The following is a 20,775-nucleotide window of genomic DNA, read 5'->3' as shown; positions in this document are numbered from 1 at the left end:
CCCTTGGCCTTTGCCGGTTCTACCGCAGGATGTTGTAGGTGCTCCAGCCGGCGCCGACGATGGTCCGCGCTCCCCAGAGTCCCTTGCTGAAGGGGTAGTGGGCGAGCCGGCCGTCGGTGAGCCGGGTCATGAGTCCCGAGCTTCCGGTGGTGAATCCGGCCACGGGGGTGATGCTGTTGATGCTGTTCCACCCGCTGCCCACCGTGCGCCTGGCCTCGGAGACGAAGCCGCCGGCTCCGGTGGAGCGGTAAAGAGCGAGCGTGCCGTCGCTGCGTTTGGCCAGGATGTCCTGCGCCCCGTCCTGGTCGAAGTCGGTCATGGTGAGGTACAGGCCGCCCCAGCCGGCGCCTGTCTTGACACGGGTGGAGAGCGATGACCCGGCGCTGTTGCCGTAGTACCAGAGGGTGCCGGCGGCGTCGTAGGCGAGGATGCCGGGGAACTGGTCGGTCTTGCGCCAGCGGCCGACCGTGACGTGGTAGCTGCCCCAGCCGGTGCCGATGGCCTTGGCCGCGACGAATCCGCCGGCGGGCCGTCCGGCGTAGAAGCTCAGCCGGCCGTCCTTCCACTGCGCGACGATGTCCTGGACGCCGTCGCTGTTCCAGTCCGTCACGAACCCCTTGGCCAGCCCGGCCCAGCCGATGCCGATCTTCTGCCGGGCCTGCAGCGTGCCCTGGCCCGAGGCCGGGTAGTCCCACAGGGTGCCGTCAGGACCCACCGCCAGGACGTCCGCGGCACTGCGGATGGACGGGGTGGCGGCGGCCTGCGCGGAGGCCTTGATGACGATGTCGTCGACGTAGCTGTCGCCCATCTGGCGGTTGTGTTCGGCACCGAGCTGGACCTTGTCCAGGGTGGTGGCCCCGGTGGCTACGTGGCTGTTGGAGTACTCCAGTGCGCCGTCAAACCACACCTCCACGGTTGACCCGGTGCCGTTCGCGGTGGTCCGCATGGCCACGTGGTGCCACGTGCCGAGCGGGATGCTGGCGGCGACCAGGCGGGTAAAGACGGAGGTCCCGTCAGGTGCGGTTACGCGGAGCCAGAGCTCCCCGTTGTTGTTGTACCGGTAGACGTCGGCCACCCGGATGCCGCCGGAGAAAAACCGGAGATACGGGACATCGTTGCCCAGCTCGCCGGCCTGGGTGATGTTGAACCAGCCATCCCCATAGGCCGTCGTGGTACCCGCCGGCAGGGGTGCCGACAGGTTGGCGACGGAGCCCGGATCAAGGGTGGCATGCAGGAAGGCGGCGCAGGTCCCCGAGTGGGCCTGGACCGAGGAGATTTCCGTTGTTCCCGTACCGCCGGTGGTGGACGTGAAACCGTCCAGCGTCCCGGACTCGAAGTTGTTGGCCATCACCGTTGTTCCCGGAAGGGTGCTGACCGGGGCAGGGGTTCCTGGCGTGCACGACGCCGCCTGGGCCGGGACGGCCCCCACCGCCAGCGCCGCAATCAGAGACGCCGCGGCACCCCCCACCACACCAAATCTGAACAGTTGTTTCATTATTCCGCGCTCCAGTGTCATTGAACCGGGTGGGTTCAATCCGATAGAGCTGCTCGGCGACAGTGGCCAGTTTTCGACGACCAGTACACGGCAAGTTACCCGGGGCGCGGAATGCCGGACAACCGTGGCAGGTACTCGAGTTTCCTGCGCCGTGCACCCGGTTGCGTGGGCCGGGTACTTGGGCGGGCGGCTTAAGTGGTTGCTGCCACTCGGATGTGGTGCCTCAGCGGCTCAGGGGCTTCTGCCTCCCTTGGCCAGTTCGAACTGTCCGTTCAGGACAAAACGTCCGGGTCGTCGTCGGACTTCACCGCCGGGGCCGCGGCGGCCTGTGTGACCTCCGGGTTCGCAGCGGACAAGGCCGGACTTGCTCAGTGGTTCCAGTAGTGGAACCATTGATTCATGGGGGACGATCTCGGAAAGCTTGAGTCTAAAGCAAAAAAAGCATCACTTGTGGCGCACTATCGCTACTCTGTTGCCTGGTCGCCGGAAGACGAAGAGTACGTAGCTACAGTTACTGAATTCCCATCCCTTTCCTGGCTGGATACTGACAAGGAAGAGGCGCTTCGCGGACTTGAACGCCTGCTGCAAGAAGTGGTGGCAGACATGGCGGAGAATGGCGAAGAGATCCCTTTGCCTTTCGCTGAGCGCAAGTACAGCGGAAACCTCAAGGTCCGTGTGTCGCCCGAAAAACATAGGCAGTTGGCTATCTCTGCTCAGGAGCAGGGCGTTTCGTTGAACAGGTATCTCACTGAACGATTGATCGCCGGTTAAGTGCAAGGGATACGAAGAGAGCCGGGACAGTTATGTCCCGGCTCTCTTCTGGTCGGTCGCGGCTAATTCTCCTGCCTCATCACAGGCGCCCGGTCCGTCACTCGGCTGCTTCGAGCACGGCTTCGGCTTCGTCGGCCACCGTGGGCAGCTTCTTCTGGCCGCCCATGGCGAAGAAGTAGCTCAGCCCGGCGGTGACCAGTCCCACGGGCCAGGCAAAGGCTGCCACGGCGCCCAAAGCGGGAACGAGCGCCATCACGGCGGCGAGGGCCGCCGTCGGGATGAACACTGCGATGGCTTTCGGGTTGACGCCCTTCCGGAAGAAGAACTCCGCGTTCTCGTCCGAGCGGTAAAGCTCCTTGATGTTCACGATGCCGCGGTTGATGAGGAAGTAGTCGGCGGCCATGATGCCGAACAGCGGTCCGAGGAAGGCTCCCAGGCCGCCCAGGAAGTAGTTGACGACGACGGGGTTGGAGTACAGGTTCCACGGCATGACCAGGAGGGCCAGCACTGCGCTGATGATGCCGCCGCGCTTGAAGTTGATGCGCTTGGGCCAGACGTTGGCCAGGTCGTAGGCGGGGGAGACGAAGTTCAGGACCACGTTCACGCCGATCGTGGCCACGATGAACATCGAGGCGCCGAGGACCAGGACGAACGTGTCGGGCACCTTGGCGAGGATCAGTGCCGGATCGGTGATGGCTTCACCGAAGGCGACGACGGTGCCGATGGTCATGGTGATGCTGATGGCCGCGAATGCCGCGAAGTTCACCGGAATGCCCCAGAAGTTGCCGCGGACCACCGACTTCGCCGACTTGGCGAAGCGGGTGAAGTCGCAGTAGTTCAGGAGCATGGTGGCGTACGTTGCGACGAGCAGGAAGGCTCCGGTCAGCACGCCGCGGGTTGCATCCCCGCCGGCCAGCGGGTTGATGGACAGGTCCATCGGGATGTTCCAGCCTGCCAGGCTGAAGAGCCAGACGGCCATGCCCAGCATGACGGCCCAGACAATCGGACCGGCCCAGTCCTGGAAGCGGCGCACGGCTTCCATGCCCCGGGTGATGACCACGAGCTGAAGGATCCAGAGGAGGATGAAGCAGGCCCAGCCCAGGAGCGAGAGGCCAAGGAAGCTCTGGTTCTGCCACTGCTGCAGGTCAGGGTCGATCCGCAAAAGAAGGACGACGACGGCCATGGAGGCCAGGTAGGTCTGGATCCCGTACCAGCAGATGGCGATGACGGCCCGGATGAGTGCCGGGATGTTGGCGCCCCAGATTCCGAAGCTGATGCGCGCCATGACCGGGAAGGGGACGCCTGTCTGCTGGCCCATTTTCCCGGCCCAGTTCATGCCGAAAAAGAGGATCGCGGTTCCGATCAGGATTGCCGCCAGGACCTGCCAGCCGGTGAGGCCGATGACGAACAGGCCCGCGACGAAGGTGTAGGTGCCGATGTTGTGGATCGCCGACATCCAGACGGCGAAGAAACTGTATGAGGTCCATTTCCGCTCCGTGGCGGGGGCGAGGTCCTCGTTGTACAGCCGGCCCGATGGATCGAGCGCGGCCAGCGACTCGTGGCTGCTTTCCATGATGACTCCTTTGTCAAACACTGTGTGTGGGTGGGTTTTGGGGGTTGGGTTTTGGGTTAAAGGGACGCGGCCTGCAGTTCCGCCGGCGCTTCGAGGGATTCCCGGAATCCGTCCCGTTTGAGGAAGCGGCCCACGGGGCCGGGATCGTGGAATCCGTTGTCATCCAGGACGATCCGTCCGGCGGAAACCACCAGCTGGGGCCAGCCCCGCAGGGACTTTCCTTCAAACGGCGAAAAGTCGGTGCCCATGTGCAGGGCGGCACCTGACACGGTCCTCGCTTCGGCGGGATCGACGAGGACCAGATCGGCGTCGAAACCCGGCGCTATGACCCCTTTGCCGCGGAGCGCGTTGATGCGGGCCGGTCCGGCGGAGAACACCTCCACGAAGCGTTCAATGCCGTGCCCCTCCGGCGACACCATGGTGGTGAAGGTGACGGGCATCCTGGTTTCGACGCCGGGGAGTCCATGGGGCATCTGCCGGATGTCGTCGCTGCGTTCGAGTTTCTGCGAGAGGTCGTAGCAGGAATGGTCGGAGGCAACGGTGTGGATGGCGCCGGCCAGCACCCGTTCCTTGAGCGCCGCGACGGTTTCCGGGCTGCGCATGGGAGGGCAGCAGGCGTACCATTCCGGAAAGTTTTCGCCGTACACGTTCTCGTCCAGGGTCAGGTAGTGCGGACAGGTCTCGGAATAGGCGGCGAGCCCGTCCATCCGGGCCCCGGTCACCAGGTCGACAGCCCCCGGTGTGGACTGGTGGACGAAGTACACAGGCGCTCCGGTGTATTCCGCCATGGCCAGGGTTTCCTTCACGGAGATTTCCTCGGCGAGTTCCGGGCGGGTCTGGTGCAGGTGGCGGATGCCGATCTCGCCCCGGCCGGCGTGCTCGGCGGTGCAGTCGGTGATGATGGCGTCGTGCTCGGCGTGGATATAGGTGAGACCGTCGAGCCGGACCATTTCCTTCATGACGCGCAGGATGGTGTCGTTGTCCGCCATCGTGGACCCGCGGTTCGTCGTGTACATCTTGACGGAGCGGATCCCCAGCGCGGCGAGCTCTTCCAGCTGGGCGGGAACGGTCTCGTCCCACGCGACCACGGAGGCGTGCAGGCCAACGTCGCAGCGCGATTCACTGGCCAGGGATATCTTGTTGCGCGCCGCCTCCAGCGGGGTTTCCGCGGCGTCCCGCGGGATGCCGAAGTCGATGATGGTGGTGGTCCCGCCCCAGAGCGCGGCCGACGACGTCACGGCGTAATCGTCCAGCGTGCGGTACCTGCCGGTCACCTGGGCGACGTGGCAGTGGCCGTCCACTCCGCCAGGGATCAGCAGGCGCCCGTTGGCGTCGACAGTGACGGATGCCGGCGGCACCGGATGAGCGGCGTCAATGAGCTCCGCAACCTTTCCGCCCGTGACCACCACATGCGCGCCCGTGCGGCCGTCGGCGTTGACCACTGTGGCATTTGAGATGACGAGATCTGGCAAATCTTGCATGGAATGTCCTTGTGATGAGTTGTAACTGTCCGCCGGCGGCGGTTTTTGGGTGCACTGGTTTTTGGGTGCACTGATCGGAGGGCCGGTCGCTTGATGGCAGCGGACCGTCCCGAATATCCGGGGCTTTTAGTGGTGCAGGTAGTAGTCCTTGCGGTACTTCTGGATGTGTTCCCTGGAGGCGATGCCTGCGCGGGCGGGGTCGCCGCTGGCGATGGCTTCGTAGAGTCTTCGGTGCTCGCGGATCAGCTCAGGCAGGTCGGTCGCGAACCGGAACAGCCAGTGCATCCGCCCTTGAAGGGGCTCCAACGCGCCCCGCAGAAACTCGTTGCGGGCCATGTCGGTGATGGCGTCGTGGAATTGGTTGTTTGCGGCGTGGGCTTCGCGGATTGACCCTGCCGCCAGGCACTCCTGGGCCGTGTCCAGGAGTGAATTCAGGTGCGCGAGTTCTTCGCGCGTGGCCCGTGCGGCCGCCAGTTCGCTCGCCAGCACCTCAAGTGCCAGCCTCACGTCGAACAGGTCCGCGACCTGCTCGGGTGTCAGGCTGCTGACAACCATTCCCCGCGAGTTCGCCCGCTCCGTGACGATCCCTTCCTGCCGGAGCATGCGCAGGGCCTCCCTGACGGGCAGCCGGGAGACGTTGAACTCGTCGGCGAGATCGCGCTCAACAAGCCTCGTGCCCGGGGCATAGTGCCCCTCAAAGATCCGGTTGCGGATGGTGTCACGGACGCTTTCCCGCAACGGCCGGTCATCGATTTCAGCTGAAGTACCCATGGTGTCTACCTCTGAGTGAGCTTTTTGGGATACCGCTTTGGGATACCGTTTTGGGATCCCAAAACCAGTGTCGGGGATCACATGCTGGACGTCAATAGATTTCTTTTGTGACTGAAGAGGGTGCTTTCAGGGATAATCCTCACCATGACCCTCGCCTCGCTCGCGGCCTTTGCCGGACTGTGCCTGATTCTGTCCATCACGCCCGGACCGGACACGTTCCTGGTGCTTCGCATCGCCTTGAACCGGCCCAGCGCGGGGATTGCGGCTGCGGCGGGCTCGGCGGTTGCCGCCATCGCGTGGGCCGCCCTTGTCGGCGTCGGACTCGCGGCAATCCTGGAGCAGTCCGCGGAGGTGTTCCGCTGGGTCAAGATCGCAGGCGGCCTCTACCTGCTCTACCTCGGCATATCCTCGTTCCTGAAGACGCGGAAGGCAGCGAGGGCGGGCCTCGAGGGCGGCAAGGAAGGAAACGCGCTTCGCTACAGCAACCTCGCCGGCTTCGGCGCCGGGGCGCTGTCCACGCTGCTCAACCCCAAGGTTGGCCTCTTCTACCTGGCGGTCGTTCCGCAGTTCATTCCGCAGGGCGGCGACACCATGGGCACGGCTTTGATCCTGGGTGCGGTGGAAGCGGTCATCGGGTTCGCCTACCTCGCCGTCGTCGCGCTCATCGCCTACAAGGCGATGGGGTGGTTGCGGCGCCCCAAGGTGAATACCGGCGTCGAACGCGTCAGCAGCGGCATCATCGCCGCCCTCGGTGCCGGCGTCGTCGCCTCCGGCGCGAGCAGCTAGCCGCTTTTACTTCCCGGACGCGGCCCCGAACCATACCGGCAGGTGGCGGAGCAGGCTGTCCTGGTCGTCACCGATCCAGGCGACGTGGCCGTCCGGCCGGAGCAGGACCGCGGGCGCATCCAGTTCCCCGCTGGCGTCCGTGACGTGGTCGATCCGGTCCGTCCACCCTGCCACGGACAGTCCGCCGGTCTGGTCCAGCAGCAGTCCGCGGCCGTCGCGCGTGAGCTCGTAGAGCCGGCCGCGTGACAGCGGAATGTCGCGCAGCCGTTTGCCGAGCAGCTCGGGCCCGCCGCCGAAGTCGTAGCGGATCCCGGTGGAGCTGATCCTCTCCGCCAGGAACCGGCTGACATTCTCGAAGTCCATCAGCTCTGCCAGCAGGCGGCGCACGGCCTGGGGTCCGGGCTGGGGGGAGATCAGTTCGCTCTGGGCGCGGGTGATGGTCAGGACGTCTCTGGCAACCGGGTGGCGCTCGGCGTGGTAGGTGTCCAGCAGCCCCTGCGGCGCCCAGCCGTTGACCTCGGCGGCGAGCTTCCAGCCGAGGTTGAACGAGTCCTGGATGCCGAGGTTCAGGCCCTGGCCTCCCAGCGGCGGGTGGACGTGCGCCGCGTCGCCGGCGAGGAACACCCGGCCGGCGCGGTACTGCTCGGCCAGCCGGGTGGCGTCGCTGAAGCGGGTCAGCCAGCGCGGTGAATGGACGCCGAAGTCGGTGCCGGCGTAGGCCCGCAGCCGGGTCTTCAGCTCCTCCAGCGTGGGCGGGACCGTGCGGTCCTCCGCCACGGTGGCCGCCGGCACCACGGCGCGGTACAGCCCGTTCCCGGCCGGGCCGACGCCGAACCCCCGGTGGGTCTTGCGCACCTCTTCCACGACGGCGGCCAGCTCGTCGGGCGGTGTTGTCACCTCTATCTCGCTGTGGATCCACTCGGTGGTGGCGGGGTCGCCGGGGAAACCGATGCCGAGCGCCCGGCGCACCAGGCTGCGCCCGCCGTCGCATCCCACCACCCACTTGGCCCGCACCTGGGTGCCGTCGGCAATCCCGACGCTCACGCCGTCGTCGTCCTGCTCAACTCCCGTCACCTCGCAGCCGCGGCGGATCTGCGCCCCGAGCTCGGCGGCACGCTCGGCCAGCAGCCTGTCGGTGACCGGCTGCGGGATGCCGAGGATGTAGCCGTGTGCGGTGTCCAGGTTTTCCGGCAGGGGTTTCTCGATCCCTGCGAAACGGCCGACGCCGGGATACTGCTTCCCCTGCGCGAGGAACCGGTCCAGCAGCCCGCGCTGGTCCATGATCTCGATGCTGCGCGGGTGCAGGCCCAGCGAGCGGACGGCCTGGCTTGGTTCAGCGTCCTTCTCCAGCACCAGCACGTCCACGCCGTGCAGCCGCAGCTCGCTGGCCAGCATCATCCCCGTCGGCCCGCCGCCGCTGATGATCACGTCGAACATGTGAAACCCCCATTCAGAAAACTATGCGCGGCCAACCATTCTGGCCGACGGTGGGGGCCTTGCGGCAAGCCCCCTGGCGGGCGATATCCTGAAAATGCGAGCCCTAGAAAGAACGGTCGGTCTTGTTCCCAACCTGCTCGTGTAATATCCGGATTGTGCAGACCTCAGACGGGACCGAAGAGCCAGTGCGTCCTGCGGCGAGCAGTCCGTCGGAGAAAATCGTTGCCGCCGCCTACGATCTGTTTGCCCGGCGGGGGATCCGTGATGTCGGGGTGGACGAGCTGATCCGTGCCTCAGGGGTGGCCAAGGCAACCTTCTACAGGCATTTCCCTTCCAAGGACGACGTCGTCCTGGCCTTCCTCGAACAGTGGTACCAGGAACGCACTGCTGCGATCGAGGACGCCATCGCCCGGCGCGGGACCCGCGGCGGGGCAGCCATGCTGACCATCTTCGACGTCTTCGACGACTGGTTCCGCCAGGGCGCGGTCCAGGTCAGCTCCTTCCTGCACGTGATGATGGAGATGGGCCCGGACCACCCTCTCGGCAAAGCGAGCATCCGGTACCTGGAGAGGACGCGGGAGCAGATCGCCGACCTCGCGAAAGCCGCTGGCCTCGACAATCCGAACGACTTCGCCTGGTCCATCCACATCCTTATCAAGGGGGCGATGGTCGCTGCGGCCGAAGGGGACGCCCATGCCGCTGCCCGCGCCAAGGCCATGGCCGGCCTGCTCATGGAAGACCACCGGCCGTAGCCGGGGCTCCGCCTGCAGCTTCGCCTAAGCCCCGCGGGGCACCCTGTCCGGGTGCACGATGTCGCCGAAGTGGTGCACCATCCACCGGCCGTGGTCCGGCCGCCACACGAGCGTGATCAGCAGCGGGTCATCCAGCGCTGCGGCCGGTGTGTGCTCCCTGGCTTCGCGGACAACACGCATGTAGCAGACGTCCAGGTCCCCGTGGGCGTAGACGGCCTCCTGGAGCATGCCGGGGTCTTCGATGCAGTCCAGCAGGGCAGCCGCGATCTCGAACGATCCCCACATCGGCCGGGACTCCGGGGTCACGATCATGTGCAAGTCGTCCAGGTTCCTTGCCCTGTCGTGCAGCGCCCTGAAAAACCAGTACCCAATCCGGCGCGGATCATCCGCGATTTCCTGCGACTCTTCCGACTCCAGGTCAAAGTCCCTAGTCATGGCTCAAAGGTACTCGCGGGGCCGGCGGCTGACGAGAGCTTGCAAGTGAACAGTTCGGGAAACGGGGTGGGCCGGGGGTTGCCTAAGACATAGATGAGTGTGAATATTTACATGTGTCTATGTCTTTGGAGTTGACCCCGGTCCAGACGGTCGCCTGCTGCTCGCCCCTGGCGCGGGAGCCCCTGTCCGAGAACGAGGCGGTGCAGATCGCCCCGTTGCTGAAGGCGCTGGCCGACCCGGTCAGGCTGCGGCTGGTGTCCCTGGTCGCCTCGCACGAGGGCGGCGAGGCCTGCGTCTGCGACCTGAACGACGCCTTCGAACTGTCGCAGCCGACCATCAGCCACCACTTGAAACTCCTGCACGAGGTCGGGTTGCTGGACCGTGAGAAGCGCGGTGTCTGGGTGTACTACCGTGCCCGGACCGAGGCGCTGCAGAACCTCGCGGCACTGATCGGGGGACAGGCCCAGTGAGCGTCTTGGCACGCCGGGCCTTGGCCGAGTTCATCGGCACGGCCTTCCTGGTGATGGCCGTCGTCGGGTCCGGCGTCATGGCCTCCCGGCTGTCCCCGGACGACGTCGGGCTGCAGCTTCTGCAGAACAGCCTCGCCACCGGCGCCGCTCTGGTGGCGCTGATCGTCGCCCTGCAGCCGGTCTCGGCGTCGTTCAACCCGGTGGTGACCCTGGTTGAGCGGGCACTGGGCATGCTCGACACACGAACCGCGGCGGTCCTGATCGGCGCGCAGATCCTGGGCGGGCTGGCCGGCACCGTTGTGGCGAATGTGATGTTCGGCCTCGATGCGGTCACGTTCTCCACCCATGAACGGACCGGTGAGGGGCTGTGGCTGGGGGAGGTCATCGCCACGGTGGGGCTGCTGCTGGTGGTCTTCGGCACGGTCAGGTCCGGCAGGGCTGACCGGGTGGCGTTCGCCGTCGGCGGCTACATCACCGCCGCGTACTGGTTCACCAGCTCCACCAGCTTCGCCAACCCCGCGGTGACAATAGCCAGAACCGTCACTGACAGCTTTGCCGGCATCGCGCCGTCGTCGGCCCCGGCATTCATCCTCGCGCAACTGGCCGGCGGCGCCGTCGGATACGTCCTGGTCCGCTTCCTCTACCCCACCCTCGCAACCTCCGCCGTCGCCGCGGCTGACCGAAAGGTGCTCTCATGAGCCAGAAGCCCTCAGTCCTGTTCGTGTGCGTCCACAACGCCGGACGCTCCCAGATGGCCGCGGCGTTCCTCACCACCCTCTCGCAGGGCGCGATCGAGGTCCGCTCCGCCGGCTCCCAGCCCGCGGAGAAGGTCAATCCGTCAGCGGTCGAAGCCATGGCCGAGGTGGGGATCGACATGTCCGCAGAGATCCCCAAGGTTCTCACCACTGAGGCAGTGCAGGACTCCGACGTCGTGATCACCATGGGCTGCGGCGACGAGTGCCCCTACTTCCCGGGCAAACGCTACGAGGACTGGGTCCTGGAGGACCCGGCCGGCAAGGGCGTCGAGTCCGTGCGTCCCATCCGCGACGAGATCAAGACCCGCGTCGAGGCGCTGATCGCCTCCCTGGCCCCGGCCTGAACAAACCCGCCAGGGGAGGGGGTGACACGCATGAGCACCGGTTGCTGTGACGACAACTGCTGTGACGACGGACAGGACTGCTGCTAAGTCCCGGCCGCCCGGACCGCCCGAATTGACCTGCCATATGTACACACGGAAGAGGACAGCATGGATTCGACGACGAACCTTCCCGTCGCGGTGATCGGCGCCGGACCCGTCGGCCTGGCCGCGGCCGCCCACCTTCTCGAGCGGGGTCTGGAGCCGCTGGTCCTCGAAGCCGGTGATACCGTTGGCGCCGCGATGCGCGAATGGGGCCACATCCGGGTGTTCTCCACCTGGCAGTACAACCTCGACGCGGCCGCAGTGCGCCTCCTGGAACGCTCGGGCTGGGAGGCGCCCCGCCCCACCGCGCTGCCCTACGGCGCCCAGATCGTCGGGGACTACCTCGAGCCGCTGGCCGCGACACCTGAACTCAGCGGCAGGATCCGCACCGGCTCCCGCGTCGTGGCGGTCACCCGGCAGGGGATGGACAAGGGCCGCGGCCTCGGCCGCGAGCAGGCCCCGTTCCTCCTGCAGATCCGGCACGCCGGCGGCGACGTCACCGAAGTCCTTGCCCGGGCCGTCATCGACACGTCCGGAACCTGGACCACGCCGGCGCCCCTCGGTTCCTCTGGGCTGCCCGCCCCCGGAGAGGTTGAGGCCAGGGCCGCCGGGCTGGTCACCGGCCCGCTGCCCGACGTGTCCGGGGACGGGTTCGCAGGCCGCCGCACCCTGGTCATCGGGTCCGGGCATTCGGCCGCGAACATGGTCCTTGACCTGGCGCGCCTGGCCCGCGCCAACCCCGGAACCGAAGTGCTGTGGGCCATCCGCGCCGCGACGCCGGCACGCGCCTACGGCGGCGGGGACGCCGACCAGCTGCCCGCTCGCGGTCAGCTCGGCGCCCGGCTCCGCGCCGCCGTCGACACCGGCGCCGTCCGGCTCCTGACAGGCTTCCAGACCAGCCGCCTCGAATCCACCGACGGCGGAACGGTGACGGTCCACGCCGCCGACGGCCGGAGCGTCGCCGTCGACAGGATCATCCCGGCCACAGGGTTCCGGCCGGACCTGGCCATCCTCTCCGAGCTGCGGCTGGACCTTGACCCCGCGGTTGACGCGCCCAAGGCGCTGGGCCCGCTCATCGATCCGGACTTCCACAGCTGCGGCACCGTCCCGGCCCACGGCGCCGGGATCCTCGCCCAGCCGGAGAAGGACTTCTACCTGGCCGGGATGAAATCCTACGGCCGCGCACCCACCTTCCTCATGGCCACCGGCTACGAGCAGGTCCGCTCCGTCGCCGCCGCCCTGGCCGGGGACGCCGCCGCCGCGGACGCCGTCGAACTTGAACTCCCCGAAACCGGTGTCTGCTCCACGAACATCCCCGACACCACTGACGGAGCCGGGGAATCCTGCTGCGCCGCACCGGAACCGGTGCTGGTCGGGTTCCCCACCGGTCTGACCCACGGCCGCTCCGGCATAAGCTGACCCAGGCCCCTTCCGCCCACCTGATCGAATAACCCGCAAAGGAACCAATAATCTAATGGCCCAGGAAACACCCGGCACCCGGAAGACCCCGTCCGTGCTCTTCGTCTGCAGCAAGAACGGCGGCAAATCCCAGCTCGCCGCCGGGCTGATGAACCAGCTCGCCGGCGGGGACGTCACCGTCTACTCGGCAGGCACCAAGCCCGGCACGTCCCTTAACCCGCAGGCCGTGGAGTGCCTGACCGAGCTCGGCGTCGACATCTCCGGCGAGCACCCCAAGCCCGTCACCGACGAGGTGCTGGACGCCGTCGACGTGGTGGTGGTGCTGGGAACGGAAGCCAAGCTGGAGCCCCACGCGGGCACCCGCTTCGAGGTCTGGGAAACGGACGAGCCCTCCGAGCGCGGCATCGAAGGCATGGAGCGCATGCGCCTGCTCCGGGACGACATCAGGGCCCGCGTCCAGAAGCTCCATGCGGAGCTCAACGGGAACTGACGCTCCATGTGAATGTCGGTGAATCCGGTGAATCTTGTGAATCTCGGCAGCGTGGCCTGCCCGCCCAGGACGGCGGACAGGCCACGTTCCGGCCTAAGGCAACCTCCTACGTGAAGATGTCCGCCACGTACCGGCCGTGGGTGCGCTCCACCTCGTCCATCCAGGCATCGGCGTCAGCCTCGGAAGCGCCGGTGGCCTCCTGGTAGATGCGCTCGCAGGTCTCGCGGACCTCCGGCGCCATGTGCTTCCCGTCGCCGCAGACGAACACCGTGGCCCCCTGCTGCACCAGTTCCTTGACGTCTGCCCGGTCCGCCCAGAGCCGGTGCTGGACATACTTCTGCCCGTCGGTCGGCACCTTGGAGAAGACCGGCCGCAGGTCCAGGTTGGCCTGCTCCGCCCAGGATTCGAGCTCCGTCCGGTAGAGGTAGTCGGTGTCCGGTGCCCGGCAGCCGAAGAACAGCAGGGACTTTGCCGGCTGGATGTCCTCGGCCTGGGCCCGCAGCGCCCGGTCCTGCACGAAGCCGCGGAACGGCGCTAGCCCGGTCCCGGCGCACACCATGATGACCGGCATGGCCAGGGACTCCGGCGGGTGGAATGCCGCGTTCGACGGCCGCACCGTCACCGCCACCCGCGATCCCGGCCGCGCCTGGGCCAGGTACGTGGACGCCGCGCCCTCGAAGGTGCCGCGCCCGGACCAGGCCGGGGCCTGGATGACGGCGAACGTCAGGGTCGCGTGGTCAGGGCTCCAGAGCGGGGACGACGAGATGGAGTACCGCCGCGGGGTCAGCTGCGTGAGCAGCTGCAGGAACGTCGTGAACGGCACCTGGCACGACGGGTACATCTCCAGCAGGTCCAGCAGCGAGACGCGCTTGTCCACGATCTCCGCCGCGTGCCGGTCGCGGTCCTGCGCCAGCGCCTCCAGCTCCGCGCGCTCCGCCGGGTCCGCCGCCACCTCGGCCAGCTGCTCCACCTGCGGACGGGTGGCCGGAACGGCGAGTTCCACGTAGCTGCTCAGCAGCTCGCCCACGGCCACGGGCGTGCCGGTGGGCAGGAAGGTGTCCCCGTGCTCCATGGCCAGCACCACGTGGGAGTCGTAGTCCAGGCTGAGGCGCGTCAGGGCCCGCTGCACCAGGTCGGCCGGGTTCAGCGGCAGCACGGCCAGGTAGTCGCCGGCCCGGTAGCTCATGCCCTCCGGCAGTGCGATCTCCACGTGCCGCTTGGACCGGGCGTTGGGTTTGGTCAGGTCCACCAGTTCCCGGTTGACGACGACGGTGCCCACCGACAGATCGTTTTGCCGCAGGAACGTGTCCCGGACGTTGCCCACGAACTGGACCTCCAGCTGCGGCTGGCCTTTGGGCGCACTGGTCTTCTGGCCGAGGGCGCCGTCCACCGCCGGCCAGAATCCCGCGTACCATTCCTCGAAATCGCCGAAGAAGTCGCCGCGGGCGTTGGCCTCGCCGCGCTCGTAGACCCGCTCGGCGCCGGCCGCCTCGAGCCGCGCGTCGATGGCCTTGGGCACCTCCTGGTACGTCCGTGCCCAGTCCCGGTTGCCGTTGCCGAACACCGTGTACCGCACCCCGGCGAGGCTGCCCGGCTGCAGGCTTTCGGTCCAGGTCATGAACTTCTTGGCGTTGTCCGGCGGCATCCCCTCATAGGAGGAGGCGACGACGGCGACAAGCCCCACGGTGGGCAGCCCGCCGGCCGCCTCGTCCAGCGAGGCGATGGTGGGGCTGTAGCCCCGCCGCCCGGCGTCGTTCGCTATCCGCTGCGCAAAGTCACGGGACGTGCCCGCGTTCGAGCCGTACAGCACGCGCACGGGAACGCCGTTGGCGGCGGCAACCGCCAGCGCTTCCGCCGTCCTTGGGTGCCTGCCGCTTTCCCGTTCCCTGTCCAACTGCCCGACGGCGGCACTGGCCGCTGCGTCGATCCGGACGTCCCGCCGTCGGACGTGGATGAAAAGCCCTTCCGGCTTCATGGTGAGCGTGTGCTTGATGTGCAGCTCATAGTTCGGATCCGCGGCGGTGATGTCGAAGCGCTGCAGGGCCTTGGCCAGGAACAGCTGGGCCTCCTGCAGGGCGAACCCGCGCCCGATGCAAGAGCGCTGGCCGTTGCCGAACGGCTTCCACGCGTTGGCCGGAATGGACTCGACGCGCTCGGGGGAGAACCGGTCCGGGTTGAAGAGCTCGGCGTCCTCGCCCCACGCGGCCTTGTCCCGGTGCAGCTGCGGGATCAGGACCATGAGGGTCTGGCCCTTGGCGATCTCGTACTTGCCGCCGATCACGGTGTCCTCGTAGGGCGCCACGTTGAACGCCGGGGCAGTGGGCCACAGCCGGAGCGTCTCCTTGAGGATCTGGTCCAGGTACCCCAGCCTGGGCAGGTGCTCGAACCGGGCTGCCTGGGTGCCCAGCACCTCGTCGACGACGGCACGGGCCTTCTTCATGACCTCCGGGTGCCGCAGCAGCTCGTACATCATGAAGGTGATCAGCCCGCTGGTTGTCTCATGCCCGGCCACCAGGAAGGTGACCATCTGGTTGCGGACGTTGCTCTCCGGCAGGCGCTCGCCGGTCACCGGGTCCGCCGCGTTGAGCATGGTGTCCAGGATGTCCTCGCTGCCTTCCGGACTGGGGTTGCGGCGGCGGTCGCTGATGAGCTGTTCGGCCACCTCGAGCATCAGCGCGTTGTCCTCCTCCAGCTGGTGCCGCTTGCGGATCATGAGCTTGTTCTGCACCGGCAGCCTGGTGGACCTGTCCCGGGACTCACTCAGGGCACGGACCATGGCGCCGATGAAGGGATGCATCTCCTCGCGGTAGAGGCTGTTGAACCGGTAGCTGAACGAGCACAGGGCAATGGTGTCCAGGGTCAGCCGGGTGGCGTTGTCCGCAACGTCGATCCTCGCCGCCGGGCCCAGCCGCTCCCACTTGAGCAGCAACTGCTCCAGGATGTCGTCCATGCCGGCGAACATCTTGGTCAGGGCTTTCGGTCCGAAGGCGGGCATCAGGATGCGGTGCGCCTTCTGCCAGTTCGGCTCCTCGGTTTCGGCGGTGAACAGGCCGTCGCCGATGAAGTCCCGCACCTGGCGCAGGGAGACGCCGAGCACCTTGCCGAAGCGGGTCTCGTCGCAGATCTCGTTGACGAGCTCCTGGGAGGAAACGGCGATCATGCTGCGGTTGAAAACCTGGATGCGGACGATCGGGCCGTACTCCTCGGCCACGTCCACGATGCCCAGGATTCCCTTGCTGGAGTCGATGTCGGGCAGGTTGCCTACCAGGGGTTTGGTGGGCGGTTGGGGGATGGGGGTGGTGTTCGATGAAGGCATGATGGGGCCCTCCTAAGCGGTCTTCATTGACACTTGCCTGTTTTTGGTTCCTTGGTTCTTTGTTGGATCTTTGGTGGATCTGCTTGCCGGGAGGGGCGCCGCTTTTGCTCTTTTTTGGCGGGCTGGCCGGGCGTCACGGGCCGGGCGCAACACACGATACTCCCGTCCGGTGCCGGGGACCACGGCTTTTTTCTTGCGGCGGCTGCGTGCTTGTGGCTAAGGGCCGGTCCTGCGTTTGCGGGCGCGCCGAGGCACCAGGATTCCTCAACGTCACGCGAGGTTTTCCGCAGTTCGGTCTGGTCCCGGTCAAGATTTTCCGAGCTTATCCACATAGGCGGCCGTATCGGTTTCGCTGGCCTGCCCGGCATGCTCCCATGGGATGAGCAGCCGCCGTCCGCCAGCTCGGGCGGCCTTCATGGGGGAGAACCAATTGGCAAAGCATCTGGCACCTAACGATGTCCGGCCCACGCCTGCCGGAGCCCGGCACACGGCGCAGAACCCGCGTCCCGCCGTCCTGAGCCGGGCCGTCGTAAGCCGCGCCGTTCGGGTGGGCGCTGGCACGGCATTCCTGGCCGTTTATGCTGTGGGATTCCAGGGAATGAGTCCAGTTCTTTCGTCCGGGCAGGTGCCCGCGGATGTGGCCGCCGACGTCTCCATCAACGCGCCCCTCGGAGCCGGTGCCGTTGCCTCGGCCGCGGTTGTCCCGGGCTCAGCCGGGTCGGTCTCCGGTGCCGGAGTTTCAGGCGCCCTCGTTTCAAACCCGCTTGCTTCAGACCCGGGTGCCGTCTCGGCCTCCGCGGACGCGTTCGTGTCCTACAGCCGTACTGCGGTCTTCACCTCGGCGAAGCCGGCAGGCCAAAAACTCGCTGGTGCTTCAGCCAAAGTACGGCGCCCTGCGGCGGGAACCCTGATGGCGCCGTTGGACGTCCTCGTTCCCACCTCGCACTTTGGCCTGCGGACCAGTCCGATCTCAGGCTCGGCAGGTGAGTTCCACTGGGGCCAGGACTTTGCAGCTGCCTGCGGAACGAACGTCTACGCAGCCGATGCTGGTGTGGTTCGGGCTGTGGGATGGCATCCCTGGGGCGGCGGCAATCGCGTGGAGATCGATCACGGCAACGGCCTGATCACCACTTACAACCACCTCGAGGGCATCGGTGTGAAGAAGGGCCAGACGGTGCAGGTGGGTGAACTCATCGCCAAGGTCGGCACCACCGGGTCATCGACCGGATGCCACCTCCATTTCGAAACCATCCTGAACGGCAAGCACACGGATCCGGACAACTGGACCCTGGTGCGGCTGCGTCACTCCGGACCCGTTGCCGGTGTGAAGATGACCGACTACCGCAAGGCCGGCACCGCTACTGAAACGCCGAATTGGGCCGTTCCGGTGGGTGCCAGCGCTCAGCAAAGTGCGGTGAACGATCAGCATGAAGCGTCCGCCCAGGGCGTTGCCACCGTCAAGTCTTCATCACCTGCCAAGGCGTCTGTTTCCGCAGCGAAGCCGTCCGGCAGGCGGGCCAAGGTGGCGACGCCGAAGGTGACAGTGACCAAGCCGGCCACTCCGGCTCCGGCACACAGGGCGGCGCCCAAACCGACGGTCCCAGCTCCCGCGCCGAAGGTGACAGCGCCTAAGCCGGCAACTCCGGCTCCTGCCCCGAAGCCCGCCCCTGCCCCTGCGCCTAAACCGGTGACTCCTGCTCCGGCTCCCGCGGCGACGCCCGCTCCGGCTCCTTCGGTCACGCCCGCTCCCGCGGTTACGCCCGCTCCCGCGGTTACGCCCGCTCCGGCGGTTACGCCCGCTCCGGCCCCTTCACCGAGCGCCTCGGCGGCACCGGCTGTGGCCGCGCCTGCTCCCGTCCCGGCACCGGCTCCCGTGGTTGCGCCTGCTCCGAGCTCTTCAGCCATTGCCGCACCAAGTTCCACTCAGGTTCCTGCTCAGTCAGCAACCCAGGAAGCCCAGAAGGATTCGGAAACGGCAACAACCGCTGTGCCCGTTGCCTCTGAAGCAGCAGCAACGGCGGCAGGTTCCTAACCCGGGCCGCCTAGTAAGTTCCTAGACGGGGCGCCATGTAACCTGGGCCGCCTATGCGCTGCGGCGCTGTTTCGGTGCCGCGCCGCCCAGGCGCTGGGTGACCAGCCGGGCGGCGCTGGCGCAGGCTTCGCCGAGGCTTTGCAGGGTGTCGGGGGAAACCCGGAACTTGGGTGCGGGGATGAGGACGGAGGCCGCGATGTCGCCGCGGTGGTCGTAGACGGGCGCGGCGATGCCGACTTCCTCGATGGACGTCTCGCCGTAGTTGATGGCCCAGCCGCGCTCGCTGACTTCCTTCAGCCGCTGCAGGTACGCCTCGACGGAGTGGTCGTCCAGACCGGGGAGGGTGATGGTGCCGCTGCGCAGCAGGGCGCTCACGCGCTCGGGCTGTTCGGCGGCGAGGAAGACCTGGACCGAGGCGCTGAGGGCGTCGTTGTAGCGGGCACCCAGCGGGGTGGTGTGCTTGACCTGCTGGCGGCTGGCGATCTGCTCCACGCACATCGACTCGCTGCCGTTCCACACCATGAGCGCGCTCGTTTCGCCGGTGCGTTCTGTGAGTTCCCGCAGCACGGGGTAGGCCACGCGGCGTTCCTCGAGTTCCGCAAGCAGCGGGCCCGCCACCGCGATCAGGCCCAGCCCCAGCCGGAAGCGCCGCGTGTCCGGGTCCCGCTCCACCAGGTGTTCCTGTTCGAACGTGGCCAGGATCCTGGACACGGTGCTCTTGTGCAGGCCCACCCGGCTGGCGATCTCGGTGACGCCGAGCATGGGTTCGTCGGCCGTGAAGCTGCGCAGCACGGCGATGGCGTTGACGATCACCGACGCACCGCGGGCGTCGCCCGTGTCTTTTCCGGTCTCGGCGGCGGCGTCGCTGGCTGCCGTGTCTCGGGTCGCTTTAGAAGCCGGGGGAGTCATGGTGTTCACTCTATGTCTTTGCTGTATTGGTTCGCCGAAACGGCGGCGGGCATGCCCTCCCAGCCGCCCGCCGCCGTCGTACTTAACCCAAGGAGGTTAATTCGCGACTGTTGGCTAACGGCCTCGCGGGGCCGGGCGGCGGGGGAGGGCATGCCCTGTTGTTGGCTACTCAGGCGTCAGGCGCTGATGATGTTGTGCTCGGGGCCGAACGGGAACTTGGTGATGTTCTCGGCGCCGTCCTCGCCCACCACCAGGATGTCGTGCTCGCGGTAGCCGCCGGCGCCGGGCTGGCCGTCCAGCACGGTGATCATCGGTTCCATGGAGACCACCATGCCCGGCTCGAGCACCGTGTCGATGTCCTCGCGCAGCTCGAGTCCTGCTTCGCGTCCGTAGTAGTGGCTGAGGACGCCAAAGGAGTGGCCGTAGCCGAAGGTGCGGTTGGCGAGCAGGCCGTGCGAAATGTAGATCTCGTTGAGCTCGGCGGCGATGTCCTTGCAGACCGCGCCGGGCTTGATGAGTTCCAGGCCGCGCCGGTGCACGTCGACGTTGATGTTCCACAGCTCGAGCGAGCGGGCATCCGGTTCGCCGTAGAACAGCGTCCGCTCCAGCGCCGTGTAGTAGCCGGAGGTCATGGGGAAGCAGTTCAGGCTCAGGATGTCGTGCTCCTGGATCTTCCGGGTGGTGGCCCAGTTGTGCGCGCCGTCGGTGTTGATGCCGGACTGGAACCAGACCCAGGTGTCGCGGATCTCGGAGTTGGGGAAGGTGCGGGCGATCTCGTGCACCATGGCCTCGGTGCCGATCAGGGCCACCTCGTACTCGGTGATGCCGGCGGTGATGGCGTTGCGGATGGCCTCGCCGCCCAGGTCGCCGATCCGGGCCCCGTGCTTGATGACCTCGATTTCCTCGGCGGACTTGATCATGCGCTGGCGCATCGCGGCCTGGGCCACGTCCACCAGGGTGGCGGACTCGAACGCGGCCTGGATCTTGTTGCGGTTGTCCAGCGGCAGGGAGTCGTCCTCGACGCCGAGCCGGCGGACCTTGATGCCGCGGGTGCGCAGCACCTCCTGGATGCCAAAGATGAAGTTGTCGCGGCGCCAGTCCGTGTACACCAGGTTTTCGCCGTAGCTGCGGCGCCAGGGCATCCCGGCGTCGATATTTGCGGTGACGGTGACCGTGTCCTCCTTGGTGACCACCATGGCGTACGAGCGGCCGAAGTAGGTGAACAGGAAGTCGGAGTAGTACTTGATCGAGTGGTAGCTGGTCAGGACGACGGCGTCCAGGTCCTTCTCGGCCATGATGCTGCGGAGGCCGGCGAGGCGGCGCTCGAACTCGGCGTCGGAGAAGGTCAGCGACACTTTCTCGCCGTTGTTGAGGACCTTCAGGCGGTCGAGCTTGGCGACGTCGTTGACTGCGTCGCCGTCACGGGTGAGGTTCTCGGTGATGGTCATGCGGTTCATT

Annotated in this window: 19 protein-coding genes; 10 read left to right on the top strand and 9 right to left on the bottom strand. The window is 67.1% G+C overall.

What is annotated here, in order from left to right; genetic code table 11:
* Positions 1–19: 19 nt before the first annotated feature.
* Positions 20–1,495 (bottom strand): hypothetical protein, encoded by a 1,476-nt coding sequence (locus tag ACFRAH_RS12670; protein ID WP_377991232.1) that lies wholly within the window; start codon positions 1,493–1,495, stop codon positions 20–22.
* Between the two features lie 195 nt (positions 1,496–1,690).
* Here ACFRAH_RS12670 and ACFRAH_RS12665 point away from each other — a divergent pair, with 195 nt between their 5' ends.
* Together ACFRAH_RS12665 and ACFRAH_RS12660 are read left to right on the top strand one after the other, a co-directional pair.
* The gene (locus tag ACFRAH_RS12665) at positions 1,691–1,879 is read left to right on the top strand and encodes a hypothetical protein (RefSeq protein ID WP_377991231.1); all 189 of its coding nucleotides are present in this window, start codon (positions 1,691–1,693) and stop codon (positions 1,877–1,879) included.
* Positions 1,880–1,894: 15 nt separating this feature from the next.
* A complete protein-coding gene (locus tag ACFRAH_RS12660) occupies positions 1,895–2,266 on the top strand; it encodes a type II toxin-antitoxin system HicB family antitoxin (RefSeq protein WP_377991230.1) in 372 nt (123 codons plus the stop codon).
* Positions 2,267–2,363: 97 nt separating this feature from the next.
* Here ACFRAH_RS12660 and ACFRAH_RS12655 read toward each other — a convergent pair whose 3' ends face one another.
* The 3 genes from ACFRAH_RS12655 to ACFRAH_RS12645 all read right to left on the bottom strand — a co-directional run bounded on the left by ACFRAH_RS12655 (position 2,364) and on the right by ACFRAH_RS12645 (position 6,091).
* On the bottom strand, positions 2,364–3,839 hold the full coding sequence (locus ACFRAH_RS12655; RefSeq protein WP_377991229.1) for an NCS1 family nucleobase:cation symporter-1: 1,476 nt from the start codon (positions 3,837–3,839) through the stop codon (positions 2,364–2,366).
* Positions 3,840–3,895: 56 nt separating this feature from the next.
* On the bottom strand, positions 3,896–5,320 hold the full coding sequence (locus ACFRAH_RS12650; RefSeq protein ID WP_377991228.1) for a dihydroorotase family protein: 1,425 nt from the start codon (positions 5,318–5,320) through the stop codon (positions 3,896–3,898).
* Between the two features lie 126 nt (positions 5,321–5,446).
* Positions 5,447–6,091 carry a GntR family transcriptional regulator gene (locus ACFRAH_RS12645; protein ID WP_377991227.1) on the bottom strand — a complete coding sequence of 215 codons (645 nt, stop codon included), beginning with the start codon at positions 6,089–6,091 and terminating at the stop codon, positions 5,447–5,449.
* 144 nt (positions 6,092–6,235) lie between these two features.
* On the opposite strand from ACFRAH_RS12645, the gene ACFRAH_RS12640 reads away from it, so the two are divergent.
* Positions 6,236–6,877 carry a LysE family translocator gene (locus ACFRAH_RS12640; protein WP_377991226.1) on the top strand — a complete coding sequence of 214 codons (642 nt, stop codon included), beginning with the start codon at positions 6,236–6,238 and terminating at the stop codon, positions 6,875–6,877.
* A 6-nt stretch (positions 6,878–6,883) separates the two neighbouring features.
* On the opposite strand, the gene rox is transcribed toward ACFRAH_RS12640, so the two are convergent.
* Positions 6,884–8,314, bottom strand: a complete 1,431-nt coding sequence (gene rox, locus ACFRAH_RS12635; RefSeq protein WP_377991225.1) for a rifampin monooxygenase — start codon at positions 8,312–8,314, stop codon at positions 6,884–6,886.
* 155 nt (positions 8,315–8,469) lie between these two features.
* On the opposite strand from rox, the gene ACFRAH_RS12630 reads away from it, so the two are divergent.
* Positions 8,470–9,066 (top strand): TetR/AcrR family transcriptional regulator, encoded by a 597-nt coding sequence (locus ACFRAH_RS12630; RefSeq protein ID WP_377991224.1) that lies wholly within the window; start codon positions 8,470–8,472, stop codon positions 9,064–9,066.
* Between the two features lie 24 nt (positions 9,067–9,090).
* Here ACFRAH_RS12630 and ACFRAH_RS12625 read toward each other — a convergent pair whose 3' ends face one another.
* Positions 9,091–9,501, bottom strand: coding sequence for a hypothetical protein (locus ACFRAH_RS12625; RefSeq protein WP_377991223.1), 411 nt, complete (start codon positions 9,499–9,501; stop codon positions 9,091–9,093).
* Between the two features lie 119 nt (positions 9,502–9,620).
* Between ACFRAH_RS12625 and ACFRAH_RS12620 the strand changes: the two genes are divergently transcribed.
* From ACFRAH_RS12620 to ACFRAH_RS12600, 5 genes are all read left to right on the top strand, one after another.
* Positions 9,621–9,971, top strand: coding sequence for a metalloregulator ArsR/SmtB family transcription factor (locus tag ACFRAH_RS12620; protein WP_377991222.1), 351 nt, complete (start codon positions 9,621–9,623; stop codon positions 9,969–9,971).
* A complete protein-coding gene (locus tag ACFRAH_RS12615) occupies positions 9,968–10,669 on the top strand; it encodes an aquaporin (protein ID WP_377991221.1) in 702 nt (233 codons plus the stop codon). Before ACFRAH_RS12620 ends, ACFRAH_RS12615 begins: the two co-directional genes overlap by 4 nt.
* Positions 10,666–11,070 carry an arsenate reductase ArsC gene (locus ACFRAH_RS12610; protein WP_377991220.1) on the top strand — a complete coding sequence of 135 codons (405 nt, stop codon included), beginning with the start codon at positions 10,666–10,668 and terminating at the stop codon, positions 11,068–11,070. The genes ACFRAH_RS12615 and ACFRAH_RS12610 overlap by 4 nt, the downstream gene beginning before the upstream one ends.
* 147 nt (positions 11,071–11,217) lie before the next feature.
* Positions 11,218–12,570, top strand: a complete 1,353-nt coding sequence (locus ACFRAH_RS12605; protein ID WP_377991219.1) for an FAD-dependent oxidoreductase — start codon at positions 11,218–11,220, stop codon at positions 12,568–12,570.
* Between the two features lie 55 nt (positions 12,571–12,625).
* Entirely contained in the window at positions 12,626–13,060 is a 435-nt protein-coding gene (locus ACFRAH_RS12600) for a low molecular weight phosphatase family protein (RefSeq protein ID WP_377991218.1), read from the top strand.
* A gap of 106 nt (positions 13,061–13,166) precedes the next feature.
* Here the strand turns inward: ACFRAH_RS12600 and ACFRAH_RS12595 are convergent, their stop codons facing one another.
* Complete coding sequence (locus tag ACFRAH_RS12595) at positions 13,167–16,376, bottom strand: bifunctional cytochrome P450/NADPH--P450 reductase (protein WP_377991217.1); 3,210 nt, start codon at positions 16,374–16,376, stop codon at positions 13,167–13,169.
* Between the two features lie 598 nt (positions 16,377–16,974).
* On the opposite strand from ACFRAH_RS12595, the gene ACFRAH_RS12590 reads away from it, so the two are divergent.
* Positions 16,975–18,408 (top strand): peptidoglycan DD-metalloendopeptidase family protein, encoded by a 1,434-nt coding sequence (locus ACFRAH_RS12590; protein WP_377991216.1) that lies wholly within the window; start codon positions 16,975–16,977, stop codon positions 18,406–18,408.
* A gap of 51 nt (positions 18,409–18,459) precedes the next feature.
* Here the strand turns inward: ACFRAH_RS12590 and ACFRAH_RS12585 are convergent, their stop codons facing one another.
* Together ACFRAH_RS12585 and ACFRAH_RS12580 are read right to left on the bottom strand one after the other, a co-directional pair.
* On the bottom strand, positions 18,460–19,317 hold the full coding sequence (locus tag ACFRAH_RS12585) for an IclR family transcriptional regulator (protein WP_377991215.1): 858 nt from the start codon (positions 19,315–19,317) through the stop codon (positions 18,460–18,462).
* A gap of 176 nt (positions 19,318–19,493) precedes the next feature.
* On the bottom strand, positions 19,494–20,765 hold the full coding sequence (locus tag ACFRAH_RS12580) for an aminopeptidase P family protein (protein WP_377991214.1): 1,272 nt from the start codon (positions 20,763–20,765) through the stop codon (positions 19,494–19,496).
* Between the last annotated feature and the right edge of the window lie 10 nt (positions 20,766–20,775).

Source organism: Arthrobacter sp. NPDC056727 (assembly GCF_042790555.1).
GTDB lineage: Bacteria > Actinomycetota > Actinomycetes > Actinomycetales > Micrococcaceae > Arthrobacter.
This window is presented reverse-complemented; position numbering and strand designations above follow the sequence as displayed.